This is a genomic window from Paenibacillus violae (assembly GCF_032461945.1).
Lineage (GTDB): Bacteria > Bacillota > Bacilli > Paenibacillales > NBRC-103111 > Paenibacillus_E > Paenibacillus_E violae.
In genome coordinates this window covers 228,636-246,022 of record NZ_JAWCUD010000001.1, presented here as the reverse complement: position 1 = coordinate 246,022, position 17,387 = coordinate 228,636, and the positions used below count along the sequence as shown (strand labels likewise).

10 protein-coding genes are annotated in these 17,387 nt (G+C 47.0%); all 10 read right to left on the bottom strand.

Annotated elements, in window-relative coordinates:
- Positions 1-49: 49 nt before the first annotated feature.
- The gene (locus RQP52_RS00910; protein ID WP_315948880.1) at positions 50-5,215 is read right to left on the bottom strand and encodes a discoidin domain-containing protein; all 5,166 of its coding nucleotides are present in this window, start codon (positions 5,213-5,215) and stop codon (positions 50-52) included.
- A gap of 66 nt (positions 5,216-5,281) precedes the next feature.
- The gene (locus RQP52_RS00905) at positions 5,282-6,130 is read right to left on the bottom strand and encodes a carbohydrate ABC transporter permease (RefSeq protein WP_315948878.1); all 849 of its coding nucleotides are present in this window, start codon (positions 6,128-6,130) and stop codon (positions 5,282-5,284) included.
- A 13-nt stretch (positions 6,131-6,143) separates the two neighbouring features.
- Positions 6,144-7,097 (bottom strand): carbohydrate ABC transporter permease, encoded by a 954-nt coding sequence (locus RQP52_RS00900; RefSeq protein WP_379171093.1) that lies wholly within the window; start codon positions 7,095-7,097, stop codon positions 6,144-6,146.
- Positions 7,098-7,179: 82 nt separating this feature from the next.
- Entirely contained in the window at positions 7,180-8,571 is a 1,392-nt protein-coding gene (locus RQP52_RS00895; protein ID WP_315948876.1) for an ABC transporter substrate-binding protein, read from the bottom strand.
- 221 nt (positions 8,572-8,792) lie between these two features.
- Positions 8,793-10,067, bottom strand: coding sequence for an ABC transporter substrate-binding protein (locus tag RQP52_RS00890; protein WP_315948873.1), 1,275 nt, complete (start codon positions 10,065-10,067; stop codon positions 8,793-8,795).
- Between the two features lie 28 nt (positions 10,068-10,095).
- Positions 10,096-11,085 carry a substrate-binding domain-containing protein gene (locus RQP52_RS00885; protein WP_315948871.1) on the bottom strand — a complete coding sequence of 330 codons (990 nt, stop codon included), beginning with the start codon at positions 11,083-11,085 and terminating at the stop codon, positions 10,096-10,098.
- Positions 11,075-12,871 (bottom strand): cache domain-containing sensor histidine kinase, encoded by a 1,797-nt coding sequence (locus RQP52_RS00880; RefSeq protein WP_315948869.1) that lies wholly within the window; start codon positions 12,869-12,871, stop codon positions 11,075-11,077. Before RQP52_RS00880 ends, RQP52_RS00885 begins: the two co-directional genes overlap by 11 nt.
- On the bottom strand, positions 12,868-14,490 hold the full coding sequence (locus RQP52_RS00875) for a response regulator (protein ID WP_315948867.1): 1,623 nt from the start codon (positions 14,488-14,490) through the stop codon (positions 12,868-12,870). The genes RQP52_RS00880 and RQP52_RS00875 overlap by 4 nt, the downstream gene beginning before the upstream one ends.
- A 330-nt stretch (positions 14,491-14,820) precedes the next feature.
- Positions 14,821-16,032: an MFS transporter gene (locus RQP52_RS00870; RefSeq protein ID WP_315950340.1), complete on the bottom strand. Its 1,212-nt coding sequence runs from the start codon at positions 16,030-16,032 to the stop codon at positions 14,821-14,823.
- Between the two features lie 52 nt (positions 16,033-16,084).
- Entirely contained in the window at positions 16,085-17,260 is a 1,176-nt protein-coding gene (locus RQP52_RS00865) for a glycosyltransferase WbsX family protein (RefSeq protein ID WP_315948866.1), read from the bottom strand.
- Between the last annotated feature and the right edge of the window lie 127 nt (positions 17,261-17,387).

Below are 17,387 nucleotides of genomic sequence, written 5' to 3'. Positions count from 1 at the left end.
CCCAAAGAGGAGACCCTCAATGAATCTAGCAAGGGTCTCCTTCCTCTGTCTATTCCACCATTTTCGAAGCAATGAAGGCCAAATCGGAAATCTCAATCTCTCCGTCATTATTGAAATCCAGATGTTTAATGCTCGCCCAATCCGGACTTGACGTGTTTTTACCGTAGTTAGCTGCCATCATGCCCAAATCGCCGATCGATATTTTTCCGTCGTTGTTCAAATCGCCAGGAGTGCCGACAGGAATCGGTGTTACATGGATGCTTAGGGAAGAATTTAACGCTTTGAACTCGTTACCCAGCTCATTCCCAAGCGTAGTGTCCGTCACTTCAATGAAAGTCGTAATAGCCGTAGAAGTCACTTTGGAGTTAAAAGTGAGCTTTAACAATTGCGCATTGCCTGTTATGGCGTGACCTGCGCCTTGGCTGGCGGTGATCAAACGAATTTTACCCGATCCAACATTCGTTTTTCGCACGATGCTAAGATTCGGATACACCGGCTCCACCGATACGAATTCCATGACATTCTGATCATAGGTTAATGTGATATTTTCCGCATAAGCTTGCTGCGCCACATTGTTTACGCCATAAGCGACTTCGAGCGGCTGTCCGCCCTGAACGTTGGAGCTTCCCGTAAGCGTCGTGTATGGTGCTTGTGGCGTAACCGCAGTCACTTTGATGGATGCAGACGCTTGCTTCCCGCCATACGTTGCCGTAACGACCGTTTCCCCTTGGGAAACACCCGTGATCGTACCGTTTGTTAGCGTAGCAAGAAGCGGATTGCTAATCTCAAACAGTGATACAGTAGTCACATCTTTATTAGTTCCGTCCGAGTACTGTGCAGTAACCTTAACAGGTGCGGATTTCCCTTGCTGCACTTCATAGCTTGCTGCATCAAAAGCAATGGTTTGCAAAGTAGGCACTGGTACTACATCCACCTTGAACACATTCAGCTCGGAAGCAGAAGCAAAGTTGCCTGCGCCAGCCGTTGCTTCAAGCTTGATGAATGCAGCATGAACAGGTGCAAAATTCACTTCTTTCAGGCTGTTATTTTGCAGCCATGCTCCACTCGCCACTTTCGTATACTGATTGCCGTCATCGCTGACATATACGTTGTAAGCGGTAATTGTACCATTAGCGGCATCCTGACGAGGCGTGTATTCCAATTTGCTGATTTTGTAAGTCCCGCCTAAATTCAACACAATCGATTGTGGCAGCGGATCCACGTTAAACCATTTGATGTGCCACCAAGTGCTTGGATCTCCGTCGATCGCCAAGCCCGGTTCGTTGCCGGCCTGGAAGCTTGCAGCCGTTGCCGTCATTTGCGTTTGCGGGATTTTCACCAAGCCGGCTTGCCCCGTTACTGTAACCTCTAATGTAGCTTTATAACCGCCTTCTGCCGTAGTTGCGGTGATCGTAGCTGTTCCTGCGCCTTTCGCAGATACGACGCCGTTCTCATTTACCATGGCAATCGCAGGGTTGCTTGTGCTCCAATTCACGCCTGTGTTTGCTGCATTCAGAGGCATGACAGTCGCTTCCAAGGCAATCGGTGCATCGAGCACATTCATCGTCATCACTGAACGATCAAGCGTAATGCCCGTTACCGGGGCTGTTCCGACGATCGGCAAGCCGATCAACTTCACGTCCGCAATGCTAGCCTTCGTATTCGCATCAGGCAGTCCCGTAATTGTGATTCTCACATAACGCCCTTGGCTGCCAAACGTATCTTTGAGAACTGGCGCTGCTTCGGTATTGTTCATGCGGTTCAGAACCTGAATCCAATTGCTGCTGCCCGCTTCACGAACTTCAAGCTTGTATTTGTAGACTTTATCGCTATGTCCGAACGCGATCTCCAGCCCTTGGATGGCATGCATGCTGCCCAAATCGGCGGACCATACATGACCAGCGTTCGTATCACCCGCCACCCACATCGTATCCATTTGGCCGTCGTTGGCGTTACTTGCCGCGAAGGACGGATCCGAACTGTCTGCCGATGCCGGTTTACCTTTCAGAATGTCCCCAAAGGTTGGCGGTGCCTGAGGCGTTTCATACACATCAAGTTCAGATGCTGAGGCGAACCCGCCTACAGCGACTACAGCCTCTAACTTCACATAGCGGGCGTCAACCGCTTCAAATTGAACATATTTTTTGATATTATTTCGAGTCCAGGAACCTGAACTAATTTTTGTATAATTCGTGCCATCGGTACTGACATACAAATTATAGGTTTGAATCGTGCCATTTCCAGCATCGGTACGCGGTGCATAACGGAATTGGCTAATGTTGCGCACCTTGCCCAAATCAACGATAATCGATTGCGGCAATTTGTCAGAGCCATCCCATTTCGTGTGCCAGACGGAGTTGGCGTCGCCATCAATGGCTTTGGATGCTTCGCTGCCCGGCTGGAAGCTTAACGCTGAAGCCTTCAGCTGATTTTTCGGAATCGCCAGAGGAACAGGTACGGTCCCATCCCGGTACACGTTCAACTCAGCCGCTGCCGCAAAGCCATTAACCCCAGCTGTTGCTTCCAATCTGACATACTGCGCTTCGGCGGTAGGGAACGTGACGGTTTTTTCCTGCTTATCTGCCGCCCATGTGCCGCTGGTTACCTTCGTATAATTGGTTCCATCTGTGCTCACATAGATGTTATAAGCGGTAATAATGCCATCCGTGCCTAGATACTGTCTTGGCAGGTATTTTAGTTTATTCACAGAGAATTTCGTGCCTAAATTCAGCGTAATCGACTGTGGCAGTGGTGCGCTGCCATCCAGCTTCGTACTCCACACCGTTTCCGTGCTTCCGTCGAGCGCATTCGCCAAAGGAGAAGTAACATCTGTACTTGTCGCTGCTGCCACAATGTCTCCTTGTGGGATTTTCGTTGGGTCATTATCCGGTTCCGGCAGTGTAATGACCGCTGCATCGGTCAATGGTGTCGTATCCGCTTCAAAGCCGGCTACTTTCAATTCAAATCCTTGATTCGACGGCATATCCGGCGTTTTCACATAGAGAATGCCGCCTTTATCTGCCGCATCATAATACCAGCCGCTTGCTGATGCCGCCCACTCCGTTTTACTTGCACGCTCCGTATAAGCGGAACCGCCAACAGCCACACTAGCCGGTTTCACGTGCATGTGAATTTGGAATTGATTGGTGCGTGCTGCCAGCTTGCCGTTGTAATCGCCTACGCTTGCTCCTACTTGAACCTTCAAATCGCCGGTTCCGGCTTCCGGAGCAACGGAAGTAATCAACGTTTTCGCAAACTTGCCATTGCGGTGCTCTCTCGTTACCCCATCATCCTCGTACATCGTGAAAGATGAAGTTTTGTAAGGATAGATATCGTACGTAATCGGATTAGGCGGCACTTGGCCGTCATAAAGCGTTTCCGGGTACATCGGAATAATGGCGCCGGCTTTGACGAGCAGCGGCACACGGCTCAGCGGAGCGCTGTATTCGTCCAGCATTTTGGAACCGTAATGCTCCGCACCCGTCCAGTAGTCGATCCATTTGCCCTTCGGCAAGTAAATACCGTTTCTTACAGTCGTATCTTTGTAAACCGGTGCTACGAGCAGGGACTGCCCGGACATGAATTGATATTGTGTCAATGTATTTTTCGTATTTGGATCGTTCGGGAATTCATAGACCATCCCTCTGGTGAACGGCGCTCCCGATTCATAAGCTTCATTGAGATAGGTGTAGAAATAAGGCGTCAAGCGCTGTCTAAGTTTTAAAATATCACGGTTATAGCTTGTGTAAGGCTCTCCATAGCGCCATGGCTGTTTATCCATGGATGCCCAACCGGACATGCTCATCAGAATTGGTGTAAACGCTTTCCATTGCAAATCACGGACATAGGTTTGCGCGCTGCCGCCGAAGATCCCATCCACATCACCGGTAGCGTACGTCATGCCTGACAAACCGGCGCCGATCATCGAAGGAATGTGGAAGCGGATGTATTCCCAGTTCCCGGATTGATCTCCGGACCAAACCGTTGAATAGCGCTGTGTGCCTGCCCATCCGCCAACGGACCACACAAATCCGCGAGAGTCCGAGTTGCTCTCAACGCCTTGATGCGCCTGCTTCGTTGCATCCAGCGCAAAGTCGTATCCAGGCCCTACCCACGCTACGTCCAGCTTATTCAAACGCGTACCGGCCACGCCTACTTCAGTGGCGATATTCGCGAGGCCGTTCTGCGTCCACAAGCCGGTGTAAAAGCCCAAATCATGAAGCTGCGCTACAGTACTCGGCAGCTGCACATACCCGCAGCCATAACCGTCGTTCGGCAGCAGCCAACCGCCCGGCATGTCATTGTCGCGGAAGCCTTGCGCCACCTTCAGAACATCCGGCGTCATCAGCTTATTCGGCTTGTTAGCGCCGGTATTGCTTGTGTTGTAACAATCCGCGTCCCCCATGCTCATTCCCCATCTAGGAATCAGCGAAGGTTTGCCTGTCAAATCTGTATAGCCGTTTAAAATATCCTTCATTGTATCGCCGTAAAAATAGTACGCATCAAAGCGATTTTCATTGTGCGTCAATTGTGCGGGACTACCGAAATCGTAGGTACCGTCTTGGAACGTATTCCGCAGTACGCCATAACCAGTGGTGCTCAAGTAAAACGGAGATGGATTGGAGACCGTACCGCTGCCCCAATCGCCAAAGTTTTTGGCGATCTTAATCGTCTTGTCCCGGTGAGAGAAAAATCCGTTTTGCATGCCTCCGCCGTAGTAATACTCATCCGCTCCTCTAACCAGCTTCTGCGTTGTAGAGGATGAGCTGTAGTTTAACGGAGACTCCTCTTGCCAAACTACGGTCGCGTTGTCGCTTTTGTACATCGCGAATTTCAGCGGGCTTTTGTAAGCACGTAAAACAAATTTGGCTGTCGTGATTTTGTAGTAGCTGCCCTCATCTGTCCAATCCACAGCGACCGGGCCGAAATCCTCCTTGACCACGATTGGCTCTTTCGGCGCAGACGAGCTTCTGCCCGCTAACGTTTGAAAATTCCCGCCTACGCCGAGCCAGATTCGAACCATGTCGTCGCGATTAAAAATGACTTTCACCTTATCGGAGCCCGATGTGATCGTGAACGTCTTCGTGTCCGACTTCTCGAAGTTCGTGATGTCGCCAACCGCTGCCGCATGTGTCGTGGTCCCGCCCAAGAAGATGATGGCCACGACGAACATCAGGCAAAAAACAAAACCAAATGCGTGTTTAAGCGTCTTCACTTCCTACACTCTCCTCTTCATTTTCAACCTCATATGGCAAAACGACCGAGGGATACGATGTTGCTGCTAACCTTTTAATGCCCCCGCCGTAATTCCTCCTGTAATCTGCTTTTGAAAAATGCTATAGAAAACAATGGTCGGCCCCATGGATATAATCAGGGTAGCGAAAAGGGGTCCCCACTCCGTTCTGTACTGCATTTCCCCCTGCATAACCGCAATGGCTACCGGGATCGTATATTTAGTTGGATCATTGATCAACACAAGCGCGAACACATATTCATTCCAAATATTCAGCACCGTAATAATCGCTACGGACATCAATCCCGGCTTGGCAAGCGGAAGCATGACCCGGAAGAAGATGCCATAATGAGAAGCACCGTCAATCGCAGCCGCTTCTTCAAGTTCACTTGGCAGCGATTTGAAAAAACTGACGAGAACAAAAACGGCGAACGGCACGGCTGTAACCATGTAGACTAATATGAGACCAAATAAATTGTTCGTTAGATGAAGATCATTCAGCAAAAAGAACAAGGGAATGATCCCCAGAAACGTTGGAATCATCATGTAGGAGAGGTACGAATAGTACAGTAAACCGTTTCCTCGAAAGGTAAATCGGGCAATGACATAAGCGGTCGTAGCCGACAAGAGAACACCCAGGACTGTGCTTACGACTGTCACGACAAGAGAGTTCATAAAATTTTGACCAAAATGATATTTTCCCCACACGAACGAAAAATTCGACCAAAGTAAAGGGAAATTCGGCAAGTCCCACGGTTTGCCAATAAAGAACTGCTGGTTATCTTTCAAGGAACTAAAAATTGTCCAGAGCAGCGGATATAAAATACAAATGGACCAAGCGATCAGACACACTTTGAAAAACACGCGAAATGCCGGATTCATCATACGTTGACTCATAACAATTACTCCTCTACGTTAATTCAATGGTTTCTCTCTTCATCAGCCTCTGAAGGGTTGCTGTCGTGATCAAAGAAAGAACCAGAATGAGAACGCCAATCGCAGACGCATAGCTGAATTTGCCGAACTTGAAGGCATTCAAATACAAATAGGAGCCCATAACCTGTGTGGCATTATCAACTCCGCCTTCAAAGGTCATGATCGTCACGATGACGAATGAGCCATTCAGTGTCGTCATCACAATCCAGACCACGGATGTCTTGATCTGCTCCCACGAAAGAGGAAGAGTAATGAGCCAAAATTGTTCCCACTGCGAGGCGCCGTCAATGTCAGCGGATTCAAATAAGGATGACGGAATGCTAAGAATGCCTGCGACGAGCAAAATGATGGTAAATCCGATCCCTGCCCAGATGGAAGGCGGCAGAAGCGCGAATATCGACCATTTATCGCCTAACCAAGCGAAATCGAACTTTTTATCCGTAAATAAAGAGATAAAGGAATTCAGAAATCCAAGGTTCGGATTATACACATACCGCCAGAGAACCCCTACAACAACTACGGAGAGCACATTGGGCAAAAAGAAAATGATTCGATAGAAGCCTGAACCTCTGATATTGAACCTAGTAAGCGCTACCGCGAAGAATAAAGACAAAACCATAAAGCCAATGACTTTGCCGATGACTAGAATGTAGTCGTTTCGGATGGTTTTCAAGATTACACTGTCATGCACCATATCTGTAAAATTGCCGAGACCAATAAAATTATAGGTTTCAGAACCACCCGACCAATCAAATAAACTTAGATAAATGCCTTTAAACATCGGGTAGACGGTGAATACGAGATAAAGAAGCAAAGTTGGAAGGATAAAGGAAAGAATGAACATATTCCGCTTCATCTTCGCAGTTCCGGTTCTACCACTCATTTTCCGATCCATAGGGCCAGCTGCCGCTGTCTTTCTCTCTTTCATACTTCCCTCCTATCTAAAATTCTGACTGATAAGTGGTAAGATGACATGCTTCCCTGCTTATCAGCCAGATCCTTATGGTGACTTATTTCTTTTCTTTGGAGCGGATTTTGTCTGTTGCTTCTTCCATACGATCTGCCCACTGCTGAGGCGTAATTTCACCTTTGGTAAGCGCGATTGTCGCGTTGTTTCTCGCTGTTACCAGTTCTTCTGGAATGACGATTTCAGGCGCAACAACCGTATTCGGTGAGTTATAGAACTTGGCTGCTTCTTTGGTTAAAGCCGGTGCATTCGTACCTTCCAGATCTGCTTTAATGTTGGAAGGAGCTTTGGAAAGCTCTGCCCATGCTTTACTTTGCTTTTCAGTGAAAATAAATTGCATGAACGCTTTGGCTGCCTCAGGATTTTTCGCTTTTTTCGCGATAGCCACTGTGGAGGTGTAAGGGTTCGCTACGAACTTGCCGCCTTTGTCTTGACCGATGGATGGCAGGAATCCGAACTCGAATCCAGCTGGGATGTCCTTGGCCATCTCGCTTTCAACCCAGATGCCTGTCGGAATGAACGCCGCTTTATGCTGCAGCCATTGGGACTGCGAATCCGTATGGTTCAGCGCCGGAGACCCTTTGTCGATAAGCCCTTTGTCTCTCATTTCCACGATTTTGGCGAGTGACTTCATGACCGGCTCGCTCTTCCAAACACCTTTTTCAAGCCCATTAATTTTCTTAAAGATGGAGGTATCGTAGTTGTTCATAGCGATAATTGTCGGGTCCAATAAGCCCCCGTTGATGTAGTAAGGGTACACCCCTGTATGAATGTAATCGCTCATTTGACCATCTGCTTTAATTTTCTCTCCTAAAGCCATGAAGCTTTCGAAGTCAGCAGGCGCTTGCCAGCCTTTGCTTTTGAATAATGCTTTATCATAGAACGTGCCCCATGATCCAAAAACAAGCGGTACGGCGAAGGCTTTGCCTGGTTTATACTCTTCCGGCTGAGCGATCAATAGATCGAGAATCTTTTTACCATCTACGTTCTTGGCATCCTTGAGCCAGTCCGTAATATCCATAAGCTGATCATCCGTTACCATTTGTCTGGTGTTAGAGCCAGCTCCGTCGATGTAAACAAAATCGGGCGGGTTGCCTTGCAGCCAACGGGGTTTCATTTGATCGTTAATTTTCGCTCCGGCAGATTCTTTAATCTTCAAATTCGGATTTTGTTTTTGGAAATCGGCAATGGCTTGTTTCCACCAAGCGTCGCCATATCCGCCGACAAAATATTGAATTTCAAAGTCACCGGCAAGCTTCGTTCCCTCCGGTTTGGCGCTGTCAGCCGGTTTCGCGCTTTCCACAGGCTTAACGCTTTCAGCTGGCTTCACAGATGCCGTTGTCGTATTTGCGTTGTTGCTTCCACAGGCCGTTAACGTCAGCAGCACCGTCGATAATACCATACCCCATGTCATTGCTTTTTTTGGCTTCATCATCGTATAGACCTCCCAAGAGTTTTGCGGAGCAAACGTGTAAGAATACGTCCGCTTCTACGTTTCGCAATTCCTTTACACACTTTTATCATAGTAATTTTCTTCCTATACAACCATTGAATTTAGTACTGTAAATAGGTGAAAATGTACTGTCTTTCCTTTGTTTTTGGACAACGAAACAAAAGCCAGGAATGATTTCCTGACTTTTGCACAACATGTATAAATTAGCGGCTCTTCTCCAACGCGATATGCTGCAGCCTGTCAAGTGCCTGTTTCGGCGTCATTTGACCAAGCAGCACCGTCTGACCCATATTTCTAGTTGCATTAAGGACCGCAGACCATGCCGGATGATTAATCGGGTAGAACTTTGCATTTTTAATCGCATTTAAATTTTGTTTCATCAAGGTATCATCTGCCGCCATTTTATCCCCCACCGTTCGAATGGTAGGCAGAAATCCCTCCCTGAGAACGAACTCTTCATACCGGGCATCCTCATAAATAAAATCAAGAAATTTAGACAGCGCGTCCTTATTGGTATGATCGGTTTTGAACGACATCCACACATCCTGTACGCCAAGGACCATAGGCGTCTGGCCTTCTTTTACGGGGATCGGCCCTTTGGCCCATTTTAATCCCGGGAACTCCTGCGGTACGACTGCCTCGAAATAATTACCCGAGATCAGCATGCCGAGCTTGCCATTCCCTAGAATTCGCTGTTTTTCATCCCGCGTCGTAATCGCCGGCTCTGGATCCGTCAAGCCCTTGTCATACAAGCTCTTGAGGAAAGTCAACCCTTCCACATTTTCACGAGAATTGATCGTCCATTCGCCATCCTTCATCCAGCCCCCTCCGGCACCATAGAAGAAATAGGAGAGGTAAGCCCAGATTTCATTATCCGTCAGATCGACGCCAAAACCGTCCACTTGCTTCCTGTCTTTGATGATGCGTGCTCCTTCTTCCAGATCTGTCCACGTTGTTGGAGGTTCTGTCAGACCGACATCATTGAAAATATCTTTGTTATAATACAATTCCCGGAGTGTTGTTACATAAGGAATCGTATATTGCACGCCATTCATCTTACTGCTCTCCATCAGATAGGGGTAAATTTTATCTTTCAATCCCGGGGAGAAAAGTTCATCCATGTTGTTGAGAAGCCCATCTTTCGCGAAATGTGCGTAAATGTTCGTGAGCAGCAAATCCGGGGGTTGATTGCGGCTAATCATCGTATTGTAGGCACTGTCGAGAATGTCCCAATTGATGACCTGCAGCTCGACCTTGATATTGGGATACTTGACTTCGAATTCCTTCACGACATTTTCAAAATAAGGTTTGGTAGACGCGCTGTATTCAGGAGCCACAAACGAAATAGTCGCTTGAGCCTCGTGATCGGTGGAGACGGGTAGGCGTGCATCTCTCCACATACATCCGGTTAACATCGTGGTCATAATTTGAAGGAGTACTAGCAAAGATACCTTTGTACGTCTATGTAAGTTTCTCACCGATTCGATTCACCCTTCCGTTCAACCCCTATTTTTCCACCAAAGGAAAGAGAAGCTCTTGATTTTCCTGGGTATACATGTTTTCTTTCGTTATGACAACAGCATCTATATTCACCTTAGGAGTCACTTTAATCCCGTTTAACGCTTGTACAGCCGTTTCCAGGGACAAATACCCCATAGTAAATGGCTTTTGAACGATCGTTGCCTGTAAACTGCCTTCTTCCAGAAGTTTGATCTGGTAAATGGAGCTGTCGAAACCGACGATGTTAATTTGATTTAATTTTTGCTTCTCCTTCACAGCCCTGGCTGCTCCCAGAGCGGCTGTTTCACTCAAGCCAGCAATCCCTCGGATGTCCGGAAACTGTGCAAGCAGATTTTTCACACTGTCATAGGCGCCATCTTCCGTCCCGTCAAACAAATAATTGCCAGCAAATTCAACTCCCGGAAAGTCAGCGATCGCGTCTTTAAAGCCGTCCTCACGATCCTTTTCGACGATGGAGCCTTTCCTGCTGCTGAGTGTCATAACACGGTATAAGCTTCCGTTCTGCCCACCCGCCAATATCTTTCCGGCCTTTCTACCCGCTTCGATATTGTCCGTAGCAATAAGACTTGCTTCTACGTGCGTTTGAATCGGGGAGTCAATCAGAATCACCTTGATGCCGGCCGCTCTTATTTTATCTACCGTTGGTGTAAGCCTTTCGTAATCGGTCGCTGCCAGGATTATCGCATCAGGTTTCTTCGCAAGAGCCTCGTTCAAATTGCGAATTTGGCCCGTTGTGTCCGTCTCAGATAGTGGCCCCGTAATATCAATATTGACAGCCAGCTCCTTGGCGGCCGCCTTTACCCCTGAACTCACCATCTGCCAGTAATCGGAACGAATATTGTTCGTTTTCAATACGACAGCGATCTCAAACTTTCTCTGATTCGTAATGCGCAGCATCTCCACGCTGTAGACCACTAAGAAGCCGAACACAATGACGAGCAGCACGGCCAAAAACACTGGCTTTTTAAGAACCATCTAGCGCTCCTTTCTGGACACATTTGGGAAGTACAATGGTAACCTCCGTCCCCTCCCACTTCTCACTTTGAAAGCTTAAACCGAACTCATGCCCAAAAAGTTTAATGCGTTCATGAACATTGCTGACCCCAATACCTCGGATGATGCCATCTTTCATTTTCAAAATTTGATCCAACTTCTCCGGCTCCATGCCGACCCCGTTATCCGCAACCACAAAAACAATCGTATCCCCGTCTTCTTTCCCCGTTATGTGGACCAATCCAGGCTCCAAGCTATTTTTGATGCCATGATAGATCGCATTCTCAACAATAGGCTGCAAAATAATTTTGGGGATATGAATATCAAGAATCCCGGGATCTACGTCGATTTGAAAATCAAGCTTGTCTTTGTACCGTAACGTTTGAATCAACAAATAGTTGGTGATATGCTCAATTTCCACTCGAACGGGGACGGTTTCATTGTTTTTATTAATAATCGCGCGAAACAGCTTGGCTAACGATGAAGTCATCAGAACGACCTCCTCGTGTTTTTTTCGCTCCGCCATCCAGATAATCGAATCCAGTGTGTTGTATAAAAAATGAGGATTAATTTGCGCTTCCAGCAGCTTCATTTCGCTTTTGCGTTTGCTTTCTTCATTTTGAATAATTTGATTCATCAAATCTTTGATGCGGCCTACCATGATATTGAAAGTCTGACCCAATTGTCCGATTTCATTCCCGCTCCGAAATTCCGAACGGATGTTGAAATCTCCTTTTTCCACTTGTTTCATGCTGCTCTGTAGAAGTTTGATTGGTCTGGATAGATGGCGAGAGATGAAAAAGGAGAGGTATAACGCGATGACTAAGGCTAGAATCGTCCATAAAAAATAAGACAGATTAATTTGATTCTGGTTGGCAATCAGCTCGCTGGCATAGGCGACACCTACGATTTTCCAGCCGAAATGTGTTTCTTGGATCGTATAGATCCGTTTCTTGTTCCCTTCCCCCGTAACAAAGCTGCCGCTGCCGGACTGCTTCACCTGATCAATCATCTCCGTTTTGAGATTGCTGTTAATCAGCTTCTGCTGGGGGTGGTACACGAGGCTTCCATCCTTGTCGATGATAAACACATAACCTCTTTTGCCCAAGTTAATATGGCTGCAAATTTCATTCAAGACACTCAAATTGAGATCAACTAAAAAAATACCTTCTCCCGTTATGCCGTCTGCACTCTTCAACTCCCGGCTGAGTGAAACCACCCAGCGATACTCGTTTTGAATAAGGTTCTGGACATGCGGTGCAGAAATGACGGATTTGCCGCCTTCCGCTTTCGCGTTTTTGTACCACGGCTGTTCCTCGAACCCGGAGTTCGTATTCAAACTTGTAATCCTGCGGTCAGAAACAAAACGGTTGTTATAGCCAAAAACCATGATTGAGGCAATATCTTTGCGTGTGATTAAAATCGATTGAAATAAATCCGAGATTCGTTTCTCATACGGTCTACGTTCCTCTTCGCTAATGAAGCTGTTTCCCGTAATATAATACTTCACATCTTTGTTCGTGGAGGCCAGCATAGAGATATCTTCCATGTTGGTTATATAGGATTGAATGTTGATATTAACCTGTTGAATAATTTCAGCTATGTAGTGCTTGGAATTCATTTCTACCGCGTCAGCCGAGAGTTGATAGGAAATATAACTTGTAATCGTTATCAAAAATAAAATCAAGCAAGAAAAGACGACAGAAATACTGGATTGGATGCTTCTAAATTTAAAAAGAAACATGCCGACATCCTTTTCTTTTCTCATTGGATTTTCTCCCTTAACAGCTTTTCTCGGTACTCCTTAGGGGATGTTCCCGTGTTTTTCTTGAACAACACACTAAAGTATTGCGGATCGGAATAGCCTACTTTCGCCCCGACTTCATAGGATTTCAGTGCCGTATGCTGCAGCAAATCCTTCGCTTTTTCAATGCGGACCCTTGTTACATATTCCATGATCGTCTGTTCTTTGTGCTGCTTGAAAACGGTGCTGAAATAACTTCTGCTCAAATGCACATGACGGCAGAGGTCATCGACCGTGAGGTTCTCGTCGGAATAGTGTTCGTCGATATATTCGGTCACGCTCCGAACTTGCATTTTCGTCTGATCGTTTCGTTGCTCCGAAATATAGGAAATAGCTTCCCTGCAAATCGACTTGAGCCAAGCTTCAATCTCGTCCAACGTTTTGAACCGATTAATATCTTTGATCACAATGTCATGGCCTTGAAAATGCGCACTATCATTTCCTGCAAGCTCGTGAATGGTGGTCATAATGGCTATAATAATCGCCTGAATTTGGAGATAACAAGCTCCTATTGGCATCAAAGATGCCTTTAAATTACTTATTAGCTGCCCCGTCAAAGCGTAAGCTTCCTCGAGCGTCCCTGTTTTGATTAGCGTTGCAAACCTGCGATTCCACTCGATATCCAGCTGCTGCGCCGGTTTCTTGGCGCCTTCCATGTCGAGGATCGAAATGACCTTATTTTTCCCATGCAAAAAAAGGTAATCCAGTGCAGAAATCGCTCCATTGTAAGACTGCGGGAGCTCGCGTAAGGATCTGGACAACGTACCGACACCGACGGTCACAGTGAATTTCAAGTATTTCTCCATGCAGAAACGAATTACTTCCGATACATTAAGCGCAGCTTCATAGGCCCCTTCTTCCGCTTCGCCGGAGAAAATGACAACCATTCGCTCCTCCCTCGTCCGAAAGACGATGGCGTTTTTCCCCTCCGTCACTTCTTGCACAATATTAAAGGCTGCGGATCGGAAAAGCTCCGGATCGTTTTGCCATTTCTCTTTCTTTATATCGTCAAAGTCGTCGATGTCAATCGCAACAACCAGATAAGGCGGGGCAATTGGCGGCAAGCCGAAATAAGCAAATCTCTCTTGTACCCGGTCATCCCGCAAAGTACCGCCCACTAACTGCTCAAGAAACCGCTCTCTTAACAAAGGCAAACTTTGATGAAGCTGCATCTTCAGGAGTGAAAGATTCTCACGGTTTTCAGCTTCCTTATCCATCTCATCTTTGACTTTATCCAGGAGTAGGCGAAGTTCGTTTGCCGTTATTGGTTTGACGATATAATCATGCACCTTCAAGCGCAGTGCTTTCTGGGCATAATCGAACTCGTCATGGCCTGTCAGGATAATCACCTTAATATACGGATAATTCAAGTGAATCTGCCTGGTTAATTCAATTCCGTCTATAAACGGCATGCAGATATCCGACAAAACGAGATCAGGCCGAAGTTCTGCGATGGCTTCCAAAGCTTCGCTGCCATTCCTGTAGTCGCCAATACATTCAAAGCCGTGCCGTTCCCAATCAATGCTCTCTTTGATGCCTTCTCTGACTTCCACTTCGTCATCAACGATCACGATTTTATACATCGTATACACCCCTGTCTCTACATAAAAAAACGGATTTCCGATCATGTCAGGAATCCGGTCACAGCTATGGATGCTTCATTTCCTAATATTATACAAGTCTTTAGTTGCATCGGAAAGGAGTCTAATTTGTATGATTTTGTCGATCTATCCGAATAAATGTATGATCATCCAAGCGGAAGCAAGTGAAAACACAAAATCAAGCATTAATTCCACTTATTTGTGCACGATTTTTACCTTGGTTAAGAAAAACCCTGACGGATCAAATCCGTCAGGGTTAGGTATTAGCAGGTTCTATTCATGGGAACTACAGGCTCTAATTTGTCCTTAAGCTTACTTCGTCAACGATGCACTCGGCACATTCTGCTTCCTCCGCAGCCAAACGACGAGCCCGAATACAACCACAGTCGCCATAGACACCCATGAGCTGTATAGAAAAACTTGTCTCATGCCGTAAGCGGCGCTCATGATTCCGCCAAAGAAGCTGCCGATGATGCGGGCGGCTCCAAGGCTGAGCAAGCCGTTCAGCGTCTGACCGCTGGCTTTCCACTCGGCAGGCACTTCACGGTTAATGAATGTCGCCAAGGTGACAGACAATACGATGAAAATCACACCATGCAGCGCCTGTACAGGCAAAATCCAATGCGGTTGATCAATGATGGAAAATAAGAACCACCGGATGCCAGACGCGAGTGCGGCAATGATTAAAATCATCGAGATCGAAACACGCTTGAAGATCCAGCCGGAAAACAGTAAGAACGGCAGCTCGCTCATCGAAGAAATGACCATCGACCAGCCGAGCAGCAAGCTATCGGCCCCCATTTCCTTGAAGTAAATGGGGAAAAAGGCATAATAATAGCCCAGTGTAACTTGTACAATGAAATTAATGCCCAAATAAAACATCAGCTTGCCATTGCGGAAAAGCTCGCGAAACCGTTTACCGGTTACGTTGACCTGACGGCTCGCCGCTGGCGGAAAACACCATAACAGCAGTAATCCCGCAAGCATCGTTCCTGCATAGACAGGGAACATGGAGTTAATATGCGATTTGGCGACGATCCCGAACACCAGCGACATCGTGGCGAAACCGATGGTCCCCCCAAGGCGGATCCAACCAAAATTCCATTTGGGACGACGATCCAATTCTTCCAGTGTAATCGCATCGCTTAACGCGAAAATAGACGTTTGAAAAAACATAAACACGCAAATTAATATAAGCAAATAAATGAACTGATGTGAAAGCGGGAAGAACATAATGGAAATGCCGCTCCCGATCAACAGCAACGCAAGCACACTATTTTTGGTTTTGGAACGATCACCAAGCGCTCCCCAGATCGGTTGACCTAACATGGCAACTAGGGGTCCAAGGCTGAGCAGCATGCCGATTTGCTCCTGAGAAAATTTGACGTTATACAGGTAGACCGGTAAAAATGTGCCGTACACCGCATTCCCCATATAAATAACTGCGTAAAACAACATAAATGCGTAAAGTCTCGTTGTAAGCCCCTTCTTTCCTTCTAGAAATATAAATAGCCAGCCCTCCAAGATGAAGGGCCAGCTCCGACTTAAGGTTATTAAAACTGTACGACAAGTCCACTTAGCGTTCAAGTGTTTTTTTCGTAGAGGCTCCTTCTCCCTCTTGCGGCCTGCCGCCAAATACATCTCGAATCGCTTCCAAATAGGCCATTCCATTGATCGTATCCGGCTCCAAATAGCTGCCTTCCGTCCATTCGTTCCACGCATTGATGGTGAAGATGGAAGGTTGCGTCACGCCACGATCGAGAAATGCTTTGACACCCTCCAAAGCCAGCTTAAACGCTTGAGGTGTATTCCCAGCGAGGGTAGCCATGTAGGGATACCCCAAATCTTCAAAAGTTTCCGATTGCACCGTTCGCGGAGAGGAGTCCCAGCCCATCGTCACATTCGGATAATAAGGCAGCTTATAATCTGCCGTGAAGGTTTCATAATCAAGCTGAGACTTCTCAACAATGGCTGCATAGTCCGTCTCCGGGAACAGATCCAGAGGCTGATGATGAATCCATACATACGAAGAAATACTGTCTAGACCAAGCTGCTCCAGCACTTCATGGATATTCGCAATCTTTTGCTCAGTAGGCAGAATTTGCAGTCCCCAAACGACGACATTTAAGTGCAGCTCCCCTAATCCGGCCGCTCGTACTCTTTCTCGGAACTCTAGTAAAATTCGCGCCGTTTCCTCCATTCCGCCTAAACCACGAATCAGGCTGTGAATTTCGTAGAACGAGACATAAAGCCCTTCATTGACACGCCAATAGGATGGATGTGAAAAATAGTTCTGAATCATATGGTCCGTCGCTTCAATGAAGCCCTTCTCGCTGATCTGGCCTTCGGCCTGCACGTTGTAAGGTCGGCTGCGCTGAGCGGGATGAATGTCGATCCAATCATGATTCGCCCACATAATGGCAAATTTCAACCGGTCATTATTCGGAGCTTGCAGGAAACCTTCATCCAGCGCTCGCTGCAAGAAGGGGCCATCCTCATACCAGTACCAATCAAAGATGAATGCTGTAAGGCCATAATCGGCCGCTGCTGCTATTTTGCGAGCCATGACGGCTGGATCCGCTTCATCCTCGTAACCCCATAATGGCACTTTCGGCTGCTGATGGCCGGGGAATTTAGGTTCCGCGCGCTTCACTAGCTCCCATTCCGTCCATCCTTCTCCGTGCCATGCATCATTTCGCTTATCCCGATGGTAATTGGGAAAATAATAGGCTGCTGCTTCATAATTTGCCATCTTCGTCGCTCACCTCTTAGACCATCCCATAGTTTCGAAACCTGTCTATATTGTATAATTGAAGTAATCTTGCAACCACTTACAAAACAGACCTACCTACCACCATTTCGGACATCGTCCCAAGAAA